Consider the following 12,747-nt stretch of genomic DNA (forward strand, 5'->3'; position numbering starts at 1 on the left):
AAAAGAATCGCGCCCGGCGGGACTGAGTGATCAGTCCGCCGGGCGCTTTGTGCCTTGTACGGGGTCAGTCCTTGATCTCGCAGATCGGGGCGCCGGACGTGAGGGAGGCACCCACCTCTGCCGCCAGGCCCTTGATGGTGCCTGCCTTGTGGGCGTTGAGGGGCTGTTCCATCTTCATGGCTTCGAGGACGACGATCAGGTCGCCTTCCTTGACTTCCTGGCCTTCCTCGACGGCCACCTTGACGATGGTGCCCTGCATCGGGGAGGCGAGGGTGTCGCCGGAGGCCGCCGGGCCCGACTTCTTCGCGGCGCGGCGCTTGGGCTTGGCGCCGGCGGCGAGGCCGGTGCGGGCCAGGGACATGCCCAGCGAGATGGGGAGGGAGACCTCCAGGCGCTTGCCGCCGACCTCGACGACCACGGTCTCGCGGCCCGCTTCCTCGTCCGCCTCGACATCGGCGGGCGCGGCGAAGGCCGGGATCTCGTTGACGAACTCGGTCTCGATCCACCGGGTGTGGACCGTGAACGGGTCGGTGGAGCCGGTGAGTTCGGGTGCGAAGGCCGGGTCGGTGACCACCGCGCGGTGGAAGGGGATGGCGGTGGCCATGCCCTCGACCTGGAACTCGGCCAGCGCGCGGGAGGCCCGCTGGAGGGCCTGCTCGCGGGTAGCGCCGGTGACGATCAGCTTGGCGAGGAGCGAGTCCCACGCCGGGCCGATGACGCTGCCGGACTCGACGCCCGCGTCGAGGCGGACTCCGGGGCCCGAGGGCGGGGCGAAGGTGGTGACGGTGCCGGGGGCGGGCAGGAAGCCTCGGCCGGGGTCCTCGCCGTTGATGCGGAACTCGAAGGAGTGGCCGCGCAGTTCGGGGTCGCCGTAGCCGAGTTCCTCGCCGTCGGCGATACGGAACATCTCGCGTACGAGGTCGATGCCGGCGACCTCCTCGGTGACCGGGTGCTCCACCTGGAGGCGGGTGTTGACCTCCAGGAAGGAGATCGTGCCGTCCGTGCCGACGAGGAACTCGACAGTCCCGGCGCCGACGTAGCCGGCCTCCTTGAGGATCGCCTTGGAGGACGCGTACAGCTCGGCGACCTGTGCCTCGGAGAGGAACGGCGCCGGGGCCTCCTCGACGAGTTTCTGGTGGCGGCGCTGCAGCGAGCAGTCACGGGTGGAGACGACGACCACGTTGCCGTGGGTGTCGGCCAGGCACTGGGTCTCGACGTGGCGGGGCTTGTCGAGGTAACGCTCGACGAAGCATTCGCCGCGCCCGAACGCGGCCACGGCCTCGCGGACCGCGGAGTCGTACAGCTCGGGCACCTCTTCGAGGGTGCGGGCGACCTTCAGACCACGTCCGCCGCCACCGAAGGCGGCCTTGATCGCGATGGGCAGGCCGTGCTCCCGGGCGAAGGCGACGACCTCGTCCGAGCCGGAGACGGGGTCCGGGGTGCCGGCGACCAGCGGGGCGCCGGCGCGTTGGGCGATGTGGCGGGCGGCGACCTTGTCGCCGAGGTCGCGGATGGCCTGCGGGGGCGGGCCGATCCAGGTCAGGTCCGCGTCGATGACGGCCTGGGCGAAGTCGGCGTTCTCGGAGAGGAAGCCGTATCCGGGGTGGATGGCGTCCGCTCCGGAGTCCTTGGCGGCCTGCAGCACCTTGGCGATGTCGAGATAGCTGGTCGCCGGGGTGTCACCGCCCAAAGCGAACGCCTCGTCGGCGGCACGCACATGAAGCGCGTCCCGGTCCGGGTCGGCGTACACGGCCACGCTCGCGATCCCGGCATCCTGGCAGGCCCGGGCAACGCGGACAGCGATTTCGCCACGGTTGGCGATGAGCACCTTGCGCACGATTGAGGCTCCCTCCTTGAAACAAGCTGAGTTTAGGGACTGCCGACACGGCGCATCGACCCGTCCCCACTGGTGAGCTTGCCCACACGGAGCGTGATGCGAGGCTCGCCCTACCCGTGAAATCCCTTGTCGCACCTATGTACGCGGGACTCCTTCCGGAAACCCTAGCCCCCTGATGTGGTCAAGGTCTCTGTGAGAGCGTGCTGCGGCCCACTCGGTTTCTTTGTGGAGTCCCTACGAACGGCCCAATGATTTTCTGCCCCCCGATGAACCTTCGCCGAACCCTTGTCCGGGCGTTTACCCGTTAGTAGCGTTCAGGATGTACCGAACGTACTAGTGGTGCAGTCGAAAGTGGGTGGGGGCCGGTGGTCCGCAGACCGGTGGCATGGATCGTCGCGATCATCCTCTTCGTGGAGGCGTTCGGCATAGCCGCGCTGAACTGGTTCATGGGGATCGTCGTCGACAACCAGAAGATGTCCCTCGCCGGCCTCGACCCGGACGTGATGTCCATGTCCTCGAAGATCGGCGGCCTGGTCTTCGGCGCCTACTTCGCGCTGTGCGGCGTGGTGGCCCTGCTCGTCGCCCTGCGCGACCGCTCCCCGGCCGGCCTCGGGCGTGTCCTGCTGATCAGCGTCGCCGTGGTGCACGCGCTGCTCGGGGCGTTCGCCTGGGGGCTGGTGGGCGTGCCGGCGTTCCTGACGATGGTCGTGGTGCTGGCGCTGGTGGTGCTCCTGCTGATGACCTACGACCGGCAGAACGGCGTCGCGACCATCACCCCCCAGGACAGCGCGGGCAGCGGGGACGGCACGGACGGCTCCGGTGGCGGCTCCCCGGCCGTGGGCGACGGCGGCTCCCCGCTGATGCCCCCGCCGACCCCCAGCACCCCCTGACGGCGACTGCCGCGCTTCTGGTCACCTCTCGCGGGGCGTCCACAACTCCGTGATGCCGACGCCCAGTTCGGCGAGGAGCTTGCGGAGCAGGGGCAGGCTGATACCGATGACGTTGCCGTGGCCGCCGTCGATGCCGTCGATGAACGGTGCCGAGCGGCCGTCGAGCGTGAACGCCCCGGCGACATGGAGGGGCTCGCCCGAGGCGACGTACGCGGCGATCTCCTCGTCCGTCGGCTCGCCGAAGCGGACCACGGTGGACGCGGTCGCCGACACCTGACGTCCCGTCGCCGTGTCGTGGACGCAGTGCCCTGTCTGGAGGGTGCCCTCCCGGCCGCGCATCGCCTTCCAGCGGGCGGTCGCCTCCTCGGCGTCGGCGGGCTTGCCGTACGCCTCGCCGTCCAGGTCCAGGACGGAGTCGCAGCCGATCACCAGGGCGCCCTGCACCTCGGGCCGCGCGGCCACCACGGCGGCCTTGGCCTCGGCGAGCGCGAGGGCCAGTTCGGCCGGGGACGGCGCGGTCACCGCGTCCTCGTCGAACCCGCTGACGATCACCTCGGGGTCGAGCCCGGCCTGCCGGAGCAGATTGAGCCGGGCGGGGGACTGAGAGGCGAGCACGAGACGGCGGCGCGACTGATCATCGGTCATACGGTCAGGGTATCGGCGGGCCGCGGGCCCCGGGACAGGTCCTACCGCACGTCCTACCGCACGCCGAGGACGATCATCGCGACCACCATGGCGAGCGCCAGGAGAAGGCTGAGCCGCCGAAGCATCCGCTGCGCGTCGCGCAGTTCCTTCGGCGGCTCGTTCTCAGGATCGGACCACAACATTCCACTAGCGTCCCGCCCGGCGGAGCGGGGCGCCTGAGTAGGCGTACTCAAATCGGGCCCATTGTTTCCTCCAAGGCCTACCCGGGCCAGAAGGTGCGGGTCCACGATGTCGGGCTCGGCTGCGGGAGCCGCTGGGACGCGATCCTCGCCGGGTCCGCCCACGCGTCCTGCGTGCCGGGTGCGCCGGGCGGAGTGGAGGACGCCGCCACGGCGCGGGCTCGGACCACCGCCAGGGCGGCGGCGAGCTCCTCGGGGGTCGGGTTGCCCCGTACGACCTTGATCGTCATGACGCCGGCTCCTTACAGCGGGATGTTGCCGTGCTTCTTCGGGGGCAGGGACTCGCGCTTCGTACGGAGCTGGCGCAGCCCCCGTACGACATGGCGGCGGGTGTCGGACGGCAGGATCACCGCGTCGACGTAGCCGCGCTCGGCCGCGATGTAGGGGTTGAGGAGGGTGTCCTCGTACTCCCGGATCAGCCGCGCGCGGACCACCTCGGGGTCCTCCCCGTTCGCCTCCGCCTCGGTGATCGTGCGGCGGTGCAGGATGTTGACCGCGCCCTGGGCGCCCATCACGGCGATCTGGGCGGTCGGCCAGGCGAGGTTGAGGTCGGCACCCAGGTGCTTGGAGCCCATGACGTCGTAGGCGCCGCCGAAGGCCTTGCGGGTGATGACCGTGATGAGCGGGACGGTCGCCTCCGCGTAGGCGTAGATCAGCTTGGCGCCCCGGCGGATGATGCCGTCGTGCTCCTGGTCGACACCGGGGAGGAAGCCGGGGACGTCCACGAAGGTGAGGACGGGCACGTTGAAGGCGTCGCAGGTACGGACGAAGCGCGCCGCCTTCTCCGACGCGGCGATGTCGAGACAGCCCGCGAACTGCATCGGCTGGTTGGCGACGATGCCGACCGGACGGCCCTCCACCCGGCCGAACCCGGTGAGGATGTTGGGCGCGAAGAGGGACTGCGTCTCGAAGAACTCGGCGTCGTCCAGGACGTGTTCGATCACCGTGTGCATGTCGTACGGCTGGTTCGCGCTGTCCGGGATCAGGACGTCCAGCTCGCGGTCCTCGTCCGTGACGGCGAGGTCCGCCTCCTCCGGGAACAGCGGGGGCTCACTGAGGTTGTTGGACGGCAGGTACGACAGCAGCTGCTTGACGTACTCGATGGCGTCCTTCTCGTCGCCGGCCATGTGATGGGCCACGCCGGAGGCGGAGTTGTGGGTCCTGGCGCCGCCCAGCTCCTCGAAGCCGACGTCCTCGCCGGTGACCGTCTTGATGACGTCCGGGCCGGTGATGAACATGTGCGAGGTCTGGTCGACCATGACCGTGAAGTCGGTGATGGCCGGCGAGTACACGGCACCGCCGGCGCACGGCCCCACGACGAGGCTGATCTGCGGGATGACCCCGGACGCGTGGGTGTTGCGGCGGAAGATCTCGCCGTACGCGCCCAGCGACGCCACACCCTCCTGGATACGGGCGCCGCCCGAGTCGTTGATGCCGATCACCGGGCAGCCGGTCTTCAGCGCGAAGTCCATGACCTTGACGATCTTCTGGCCGTACACCTCGCCCAGCGCGCCGCCGAACACGGTGAAGTCCTGGGAGAACACGGCGACCGGACGGCCGTCGACGGTGCCGTAACCGGTCACCACACCGTCTCCGTACGGGCGGTTGTGCTCCAGCCCGAAGTTGGTCGAACGATGCGTGGCGAACTCGTCCAGCTCGACGAACGAGTCCTCGTCCAGGAGCAGTTCGATCCGCTCACGGGCCGTCAACTTCCCCTTGGCGTGCTGCTTCTCGACAGCCCGTTCCGACCCGGCGTGCGTCGCCGCCTCGACGCGGCGCTGCAGGTCCGCGAGCTTGCCAGCGGTGGTGTGGATGTCGGTCTGCTGCGGCTGTACCGGCTCGGCCATCGGGATGCGGCTCCCTGCAAAGTGTGACGTGCTCAGAAGGGGGATTGGCTACTCATCCGTAGCGTAGTGGCGTGCCTACCCATCGGCAGTGCGGCGTTTACCACATCTAGTGTGGCTTGCATGACGCCGCGAGATGACGCAGAGAACACCGCAGGTGCAGACGGTTCGGAGGGCGCGGAGCGTGCGAAGGGTTCGACGGGGAGCGACGGGCGCTGGTCCGATCTCGACCGGCCGCCCCTGAACGCGGGCGCGCTGCGCCGGGCGCTGGTCCGGGAGGGCGGGCTCTGGTCGGGGGTGGAGGTCGTCCGCAGTACGGGATCCACGAACGCCGACCTCGCCGCCCTCGCGAACGCGGGCAAGGCGGAGGAGGGGCTGGTCCTGCTCGCCGAGGAGCAGACCGCCGGACGCGGCCGGCTGGACCGGCAGTGGACGGCGCCGGCCCGTTCCGGGCTGTTCTTCTCCGTGCTGCTGAAGCCGACGGAGGTGCCGGTGACCCGCTGGGGCTGGCTGCCGCTGCTCACCGGGGTCGCGGTGGCGACGGGCCTGTCACGGGCCGCGGGCGTCGATACGTCCCTCAAGTGGCCCAACGACCTGCTGGTGAATGTGGGGGGCGCGGAGCGCAAGGCGGGCGGGATCCTCGCGGAGCGGGCCGGTACGGACGCGGTGGTGATCGGCATCGGCATCAACGTCACCCTGCGCGAGGACGAACTCCCGGTGCCGACGGCGGGGTCGCTGGTGCTGGCGGGGGCCGTGGCGACGGACCGGGACCCGCTGCTGCGGGCGGTGCTGCGGTCGCTGGAGCGGTGGTACGTGCGGTGGCGGTCGGTGGAGGGGGACCCGGTGCTGTCCGGGCTGCAGGAGACGTACGCGGCGGGGTGCGCGACGTTGGGGCGGACGGTGCGGGCGGAGTTGCCGGGGGAGAGGTCTGTGGTGGGGGAGGCGGTTGCCGTGGACGGGGACGGGCGGCTTGTGCTTGCCACCCGGGACGGGGTGCAGGAGCCGGTGGGGGCGGGGGATGTCGTGCACCTGCGGCCCGCTTAGAAGGATTTCCCACCCGCCCACCCGTTTCCAGTCCGTATACCGGGCGGCATTTCCAGCCCGTCCGGCGTTTGAGGGCGAGGCCCGTTCAGGGCCGTAGGGGGGCCTGGGGGCGCAGCCCCGAGTGACGGTCACACCAATACCGGGTGCGTCGTCCCTGCTGAACCCGGCGGAGCGAGGCCGTATCGTTGAGGGCGGTCGATATCTGACCGTGACAGATCGGAAGGGCAGCAGGCGTGACCGTCGACGACACGGGCTCCGACGCGGCGGGCAGCCGGGTGGATGGGCATATCGCCGACCCCGGTGAGGACCCGCTCGCCCTGCGTCTCGAACAGCTCATCCTCGGTGCCGAGCGGCGCTACACCCCCTTTCAGGCCGCCCGCAGCGCCGGTGTCTCCATGGAACTCGCCTCCCGTTTCTGGCGGGCGATGGGCTTCGCCGACATCGGGCAGGCCAAGGCGCTGACGGAGGCGGACGTACTCGCGCTGCGCCGGCTCGCCGGTCTCGTCGAGGCGGGGCTGCTGAGCGAGGCGATGGCCGTGCAGGTGGCTCGCTCCACGGGGCAGACCACCGCCCGTCTGGCCGAGTGGCAGATCGACTCCTTCCTGGAGGGGCTGACCGAGCCGCCCGAGCCCGGAATGACGCGCACCGAGGTGACGTACCCGCTGATCGAGCTGCTCCTGCCCGAGCTGGAGGAGTTCATCGTGTACGTCTGGCGGCGCCAGCTCGCCGCCGCGACCGGGCGGGTCGTGCAGGCCGCCGACGACGAGGAGATGGTCGACCGGCGGCTCGCCGTCTGCTTCGCCGACCTGGTCGGGTTCACGCGGCTGACCCGGCGTATGGAGGAGGAGGAGCTCGGCGAACTCGTCGAGGCCTTCGAGACCACGGCCGCCGACCTGGTGGCGGCGAACGGTGGGCGGCTCGTCAAGACGCTCGGCGACGAGGTGCTGTACGCGGCGGACGAGCCGGGCGTGGCCGCCGAGATCGCGCTGCGGCTGATCGAGACGATGGCGCACGACGAGACGATGCCCGAGCTGCGGGTCGGGATGGCGTTCGGCACGGTGACCACCCGTATGGGTGATGTGTTCGGGTCGACGGTGAATCTGGCCTCGCGGTTGACGTCGATAGCGCCACGGGACGCGGTGCTCGTCGACGCGGCGTTCGCGGAGGAGCTGATCCGTACCGGGGACGCGCCCGCCTCCGAGGCGGAGGCGGCCGAGGCCGCCGCCACCGCGGAGAAGGAGGGTGAGGAACCGCCTGTTTACCGCTTCGCGCTCCAGCCCATGTGGCAGCGGCCGGTACGCGGCCTCGGCGTGGTCGAACCCTGGTTGCTGACCCGACGGTCGGGGCCGCTCACGTAGAACGGGCGGCTCGGCAGCCCGTTCGCTCAGCTCTGCCGCCCGACGTCCGCACGGGTCGGTGCTCAGTGGTGGTGGTTCAGTGCGTCCACGCACAGGCCGATGAGCGGTACGCACACTCCGCCGGGGGACGAGGGCTGTGGGGCCGGTGCGGGGGGCTCGGGGGCCGGTGCGGCGGCCGGCGGTGTCTGCTGCGGGGGCTGGGGCGCCGCCGGGGGCGGTGTCGAGGTTCCCGGCCGGAGAGCACCGGGGGTGGCGGTGGGCGTCGGTGTGCTGGGCTGTTGCGGGATCGTGGTGGCGTCGGCCGCGGGGGCGAGGGGCGTGGGGAGCGCGCCCAGAGGGAAGGGCCGCAGGGGGCCCGTGGTGCTCGGGAGGGCGGTCGGGAGCGCTGTCGGGGGTGTGGTCGGGACAGGGGTCGCGCCGCCCATGGGGGCGCTCGCCGACGGGTTCGGCGTGGGGACGCTGCCGACCGTGGCCGCCGTGTTGCCGGTGCGGTCGGCCGAGGTGTCCGTGTCCACGCTCGTGTGCGCGTTCGTGTCCGTGTCCAGGTCCGACTGGGCCTGTGCCCTGCCGACGCCGTCCACTCCGCCGTCGGGCGTCAGCCGTACGAGGCTCAGTACCCCGGCGGCCAGCGCGAAGCCGCCCGCCGCGAGCAGGACCTTGCGGGGGCGGGGCTTGCGGTGCCTGCCTCGCGGGCGGTTGACGAGGGGGGCGGGCGCGGCCTCGGGGGCCGGGGGCGCGGTGGGGGACGGGGGAGGGGTCCAGGCCCGGGGAGGGGTCGTGAACTGCGGTGGGGCCCACGGCTGGGCCTTGGGCGGCACCCGGCGAGGGGCCTGTGCGTGCCTTGGTGTGCCCGTGTCGACAGGCCTTGTCGTGGTGTCCGTCATCCCGATCCCTACCCGTTGCGTTCACGCCCCGGGTGCGCCGCGGCGGAGCGCACGTTATGCGCTGCCCGGCGGGAAATTTCGTGAGATCGGTGAGATGTCACCCGAACGAGGAGAGACGGCCTCCCATGCCCTCCTGCCCCTTCGCCGCATCTTCTCCGTTCGCGCTTCCCCTGGGTGCGGGCCGGCTGCGATGATCGGGGCGGCCGTAGTTAACCTGCGTTAACCAGGAGGGTGTCATGGGCGAGGAACGGTCCGAGGAGCGGTTCGGGGAGTTCGTCGTGGTCCGGCGGCACGATCACGTCGCCGAGCTGGTCCTCGATCGGCCGAAGGCCATGAACGCGGTCTCCTCCGCCATGGCCGGGTCCGTCGCCGGTGCGTGTGCCGCGCTGGCCGCCGACCGTGACGTACGCGCGGTGGTGCTGACCTCCACCCATGACCGGGCGTTCTGCGTCGGGGCCGACCTCAAGGAGCGGAACTCGATGTCCGACGCCGAACTGGTCCGGCAGCGGCCGGTGGCGCGGGGGGCGTACACGGGTGTGCTGGAGCTGCCGATGCCCACGATCGCCGCGGTGCACGGGTTCGCGCTGGGGGGCGGCTTCGAGCTGGCGCTGTCCTGCGATCTGATCGTCGCGGACGGTACGGCGGTGGTGGGGCTGCCGGAGGTGTCCGTGGGGGTGATCCCGGGGGGCGGCGGTACGCAGTTGCTGCCCAGGCGGGTGGGCGCGGCACGGGCCGCCGAGCTGATCTTCACCGCGCGGCGGGTGGAGGCGGACGAGGCGCGCGCCCTGGGGCTCGTGGACGTACTGGTCGAGACGGGGCGCGACCGGGAGGAGGCGCTGGCGCTGGCGTCCCGGATCGCGGCGAACTCCCCGGTGGGCGTACGGGCGGCCAAGCGGGCGTTGCGGGTGGGCTTCGGGCTGGACCTGAAGGCGGGGCTGGAGGTGGAGGACGCGGCGTGGCGGGCCGTGGCCTTCTCGGGCGACCGGGCGGAGGGGGTCGCGGCGTTCGCCGAGAAGCGGGTGCCGGTCTGGCCGGGGGAGTAGGTGGCCCGGTGTTCTCGGCCGTGCGAGGCCCAGCTCATGGCACCTCCCGTGACCTCTCCCGCAGGGGGCACCTCTTTCGCCCGCTCGATGTCTCAAATCATCCAAAACCTTCCTAACCTGGATCAATGGGTGAGGAAAGCCGGCTCCACGCCGTCGTGACGCTCGCGCAGGGCATGGCCGCCGCGCAGTGTCCCCGCGAGACCTGGCGTGCCGCCGCGCTCGGTGCCTGTCATGCCCTGACCGGTAACTTCGCCGCGCTGTCGGTGTGGGAGCGGGAGCTCGGGCGGCTGCGGGTCCTCGTGAACGTGGGGGAGCGGGCGCCCGACGAGGAGGAGTTCCCGGAGGGGGAGGCCTACCCCGTGCACCAGTTCCCGGAGATCGCCGAGTTCCTGCACGAGCGATGGGCGGGCGGTGGTGAACCCAACGCCTGGGTCGAGACCGCGGAGGGGCCCGCGTGCGGACCGGCGGAGGGGCGTGCCGGGTACTGCCAACAGCGCGTCGCCGCCCTACGGCGCCGGAAGCGCGGCTGCTGTGTCGTCGCCCCCGTGGTGCTGCACGGCCGGGCCTGGGGCGAGCTGTACGTCGCCCGGCCCGTCGGCGCCCCCGTCTTCGACCGTGCCGACGCCGACTTCGCGACCGTACTGGCGTCCGTCGTCGCCGCCGGGATCGCGCAGACCGAGCGGCTGGAGGAGGCCCGGCGGCTCGCCTTCACCGACGCGCTCACCGGGCTCGCCAACCGGCGTGCCGTGGACGCCCACCTCGACGAGGCGATCGAACGGCACCGGCGGGACGGTGCCGTGGTCAGCCTGGTCGTCTGCGACCTGAACGGCCTCAAGCGCGTCAACGACACCCTGGGACACGCGGTCGGCGACCGGCTCCTCGAACGGTTCGGGTCGGTGCTGTCGCTGTGCGGGGCGATGCTGCCCGGCGCCCTCGCCGCCCGTCTCGGCGGGGACGAGTTCTGTCTGCTGGTGGTCGGCGTGCCCGTCGACGAGGTGGTGCGGGCGGCGGGTGAACTGTGCCGTCGCGCCGGTGAGTTGGAGCTCGGGGAGGGGGTCGCCTGTGGGATCGCCTCGACCGCCGACGCGATCGGTCCGGTGCGGACGGCCCGCCGGTTGTTCCGGCTCGCAGACGCCGCGCAGTACCGGGCGAAGGCGGTTCACGCGGACCGGCCGGTGGTCGCCGGGCGCGAGGGCCCCGACGACCCGGTGGTGCAGCTCGCCGAGGAGCCCTCCGGGGAGGGGGTTGTCGAGCGGCGGCGGTTCCGTGGGCGCCGTTCGTGAGGCGAAGGCGCGTGAGTCGCTGGTGTGTAAGGGGTGTACCGGCCACCCGGTAGTGACATCCTGGAATTCACTGCGTACGCTCCTGAATATGGATATGCACACTGTGGTGGTGGGGACGTCCGGGACGACCGCGGCCGACGTGCTCGCCGTGGCGCGCGGCGGGGCCCGGATCGAGTTGTCCGGGGAGGCGGTCGCCGCCCTCTCGAAGGCCCGCGGGATCATCGAGGCGCTCGCCGCCAAGCCCGAGCCCGTGTACGGCGTGAGCACCGGGTTCGGTGCCCTGGCGACCCGGCACATCAGCCCCGAACTCCGCGCCCAGCTGCAGCGCAACATCGTCCGCTCGCACGCCGCCGGCATGGGACCGCGGGTCGAGCGCGAGGTCGTACGGGCGCTGGTGTTCCTGCGGCTCAAGACCGTCTGCTCGGGACACACGGGCGTGCGGCCCGAGGTCGCGCAGACCATGGCCGACCTGCTCAACGCCGGCATCACCCCCGTCGTGCACGAGTACGGGTCCCTCGGCTGCTCCGGTGACCTCGCCCCCCTCTCCCACTGCGCGCTCACGCTCATGGGCGAGGGTGACGCGGAAGGGCCCGACGGGGTCGTACGGCCGGCCGGTGAACTCCTCGCCGAGCACGGCATCGCGCCCGTCGAGCTGCGCGAGAAGGAGGGCCTCGCCCTTCTCAACGGCACCGACGGCATGCTCGGCATGCTGATCATGGCCCTCGCCGACCTCGACACCCTCTACAAGTCGGCCGACGTCACCGCCGCGCTCTCCCTGGAGGCGCTCCTCGGCACCGAGAAGGTGCTCGCGCCCGAGCTGCACGCCATCCGGCCGCATCCGGGGCAGGGGGCCAGCGCGGCCAACATGCTCGCCGTGCTGAAGGGCTCCGAGCTCACCGGGCACCACCAGGACGGCGCGCCCCGCGTCCAGGACGCCTACTCCGTGCGCTGCGCCCCGCAGGTCGCCGGCGCCGGCCGGGACACCATGGCGCACGCCCGGCTCGTCGCCGAGCGGGAGCTTGCCTCGTCCGTCGACAACCCCGTCGTCCTGCCCGACGGGAGGGTCGAGTCCAACGGGAACTTCCACGGCGCTCCGGTGGCGTACGTCCTCGACTTCCTCGCCATCGCCGCCGCCGACCTGGGGTCCATCGCCGAGCGGCGCACGGACCGCCTCCTCGACAAGAACCGCTCGCACGGGCTGCCGCCGTTCCTCGCGGACGACGCCGGTGTGGACAGCGGGCTGATGATCGCCCAGTACACGCAGGCCGCCCTGGTCAGCGAGTTGAAGCGGCTCGCCGTACCCGCGTCGGCCGACTCGATCCCGTCCTCCGCGATGCAGGAGGACCACGTCTCGATGGGCTGGTCGGCGGCGCGCAAGCTCCGTACGGCCGTCGACAACCTCGCCCGGATCATCGCGGTCGAGCTGTACGCGGCCACGCGCGCCATCGAACTGCGGGAGGGACTGACGCCCGCACCCGCGTCCCGGGCCGTCATCGACGCCGTACGGGCGGCGGGGGTCGAGGGACCCGGGCCGGACCGCTTCCTGGCGCCCGACCTCGCCGCGGCGGACGTGTTCGTGCGGGGCGGCCACCTGGTCGCCGCGGTGGAGCCGGTGACCGGCCCGCTCCAGTAGCCACCGGCAGGGGCAGCCGTCGCTCCTGGTGCCCCGAGGCGTTCCTG

12 protein-coding genes are annotated in these 12,747 nt (G+C 71.8%); 6 read left to right on the top strand and 6 right to left on the bottom strand.

The genetic code is table 11. The features are described from left to right. Nucleotides 1–64 precede the first annotated feature (64 nt). The gene (locus tag STRTUCAR8_RS30005; protein ID WP_006379903.1) at nt 65–1,837 is read right to left on the bottom strand and encodes an acetyl/propionyl/methylcrotonyl-CoA carboxylase subunit alpha; all 1,773 of its coding nucleotides are present in this window, start codon (nt 1,835–1,837) and stop codon (nt 65–67) included. Nucleotides 1,838–2,202: 365 nt separating this feature from the next. On the opposite strand from STRTUCAR8_RS30005, the gene STRTUCAR8_RS30010 reads away from it, so the two are divergent. After that, nucleotides 2,203–2,727, top strand: a complete 525-nt coding sequence (locus STRTUCAR8_RS30010; RefSeq protein ID WP_059072940.1) for a hypothetical protein — start codon at nt 2,203–2,205, stop codon at nt 2,725–2,727. A 21-nt stretch (nt 2,728–2,748) separates the two neighbouring features. Here the strand turns inward: STRTUCAR8_RS30010 and STRTUCAR8_RS30015 are convergent, their stop codons facing one another. From STRTUCAR8_RS30015 to STRTUCAR8_RS30025, 4 genes are all read right to left on the bottom strand, one after another. Continuing rightward, nucleotides 2,749–3,372 (bottom strand): nucleoside triphosphate pyrophosphatase, encoded by a 624-nt coding sequence (locus STRTUCAR8_RS30015; protein WP_006379900.1) that lies wholly within the window; start codon nt 3,370–3,372, stop codon nt 2,749–2,751. 53 nt (nt 3,373–3,425) lie between these two features. Beyond that, nucleotides 3,426–3,554: a morphogenic membrane protein MmpB gene (gene mmpB / locus STRTUCAR8_RS55210; protein WP_006379912.1), complete on the bottom strand. Its 129-nt coding sequence runs from the start codon at nt 3,552–3,554 to the stop codon at nt 3,426–3,428. Nucleotides 3,555–3,631: 77 nt separating this feature from the next. Next, the gene (locus STRTUCAR8_RS30020; RefSeq protein WP_006379910.1) at nt 3,632–3,841 is read right to left on the bottom strand and encodes an acyl-CoA carboxylase epsilon subunit; all 210 of its coding nucleotides are present in this window, start codon (nt 3,839–3,841) and stop codon (nt 3,632–3,634) included. Between the two features lie 12 nt (nt 3,842–3,853). Next, nucleotides 3,854–5,458 (bottom strand): acyl-CoA carboxylase subunit beta, encoded by a 1,605-nt coding sequence (locus STRTUCAR8_RS30025; protein WP_006379919.1) that lies wholly within the window; start codon nt 5,456–5,458, stop codon nt 3,854–3,856. 120 nt (nt 5,459–5,578) lie between these two features. On the opposite strand from STRTUCAR8_RS30025, the gene STRTUCAR8_RS30030 reads away from it, so the two are divergent. Next, nucleotides 5,579–6,499, top strand: a complete 921-nt coding sequence (locus STRTUCAR8_RS30030; protein WP_006379894.1) for a biotin--[acetyl-CoA-carboxylase] ligase — start codon at nt 5,579–5,581, stop codon at nt 6,497–6,499. A gap of 233 nt (nt 6,500–6,732) precedes the next feature. Beyond that, nucleotides 6,733–7,857 carry an adenylate/guanylate cyclase domain-containing protein gene (locus STRTUCAR8_RS30035; RefSeq protein WP_006379915.1) on the top strand — a complete coding sequence of 375 codons (1,125 nt, stop codon included), beginning with the start codon at nt 6,733–6,735 and terminating at the stop codon, nt 7,855–7,857. A 62-nt stretch (nt 7,858–7,919) separates the two neighbouring features. Here the strand turns inward: STRTUCAR8_RS30035 and STRTUCAR8_RS30040 are convergent, their stop codons facing one another. Next, on the bottom strand, nt 7,920–8,741 hold the full coding sequence (locus STRTUCAR8_RS30040) for a hypothetical protein (RefSeq protein WP_234372508.1): 822 nt from the start codon (nt 8,739–8,741) through the stop codon (nt 7,920–7,922). Nucleotides 8,742–8,977: 236 nt separating this feature from the next. Here STRTUCAR8_RS30040 and STRTUCAR8_RS30045 point away from each other — a divergent pair, with 236 nt between their 5' ends. From STRTUCAR8_RS30045 to hutH, 3 genes are all read left to right on the top strand, one after another. Continuing rightward, complete coding sequence (locus STRTUCAR8_RS30045) at nt 8,978–9,784, top strand: enoyl-CoA hydratase/isomerase family protein (protein ID WP_006379899.1); 807 nt, start codon at nt 8,978–8,980, stop codon at nt 9,782–9,784. Between the two features lie 125 nt (nt 9,785–9,909). Then, a complete protein-coding gene (locus tag STRTUCAR8_RS30050; protein ID WP_006379916.1) occupies nt 9,910–11,067 on the top strand; it encodes a GGDEF domain-containing protein in 1,158 nt (385 codons plus the stop codon). A 94-nt stretch (nt 11,068–11,161) separates the two neighbouring features. Further along, nucleotides 11,162–12,700, top strand: a complete 1,539-nt coding sequence (gene hutH, locus STRTUCAR8_RS30055; RefSeq protein WP_006379890.1) for a histidine ammonia-lyase — start codon at nt 11,162–11,164, stop codon at nt 12,698–12,700. Nucleotides 12,701–12,747: the final 47 nt, after the last annotated feature.

This window comes from Streptomyces turgidiscabies Car8, from assembly GCF_000331005.1.
Taxonomy (GTDB): domain Bacteria; phylum Actinomycetota; class Actinomycetes; order Streptomycetales; family Streptomycetaceae; genus Streptomyces; species Streptomyces turgidiscabies.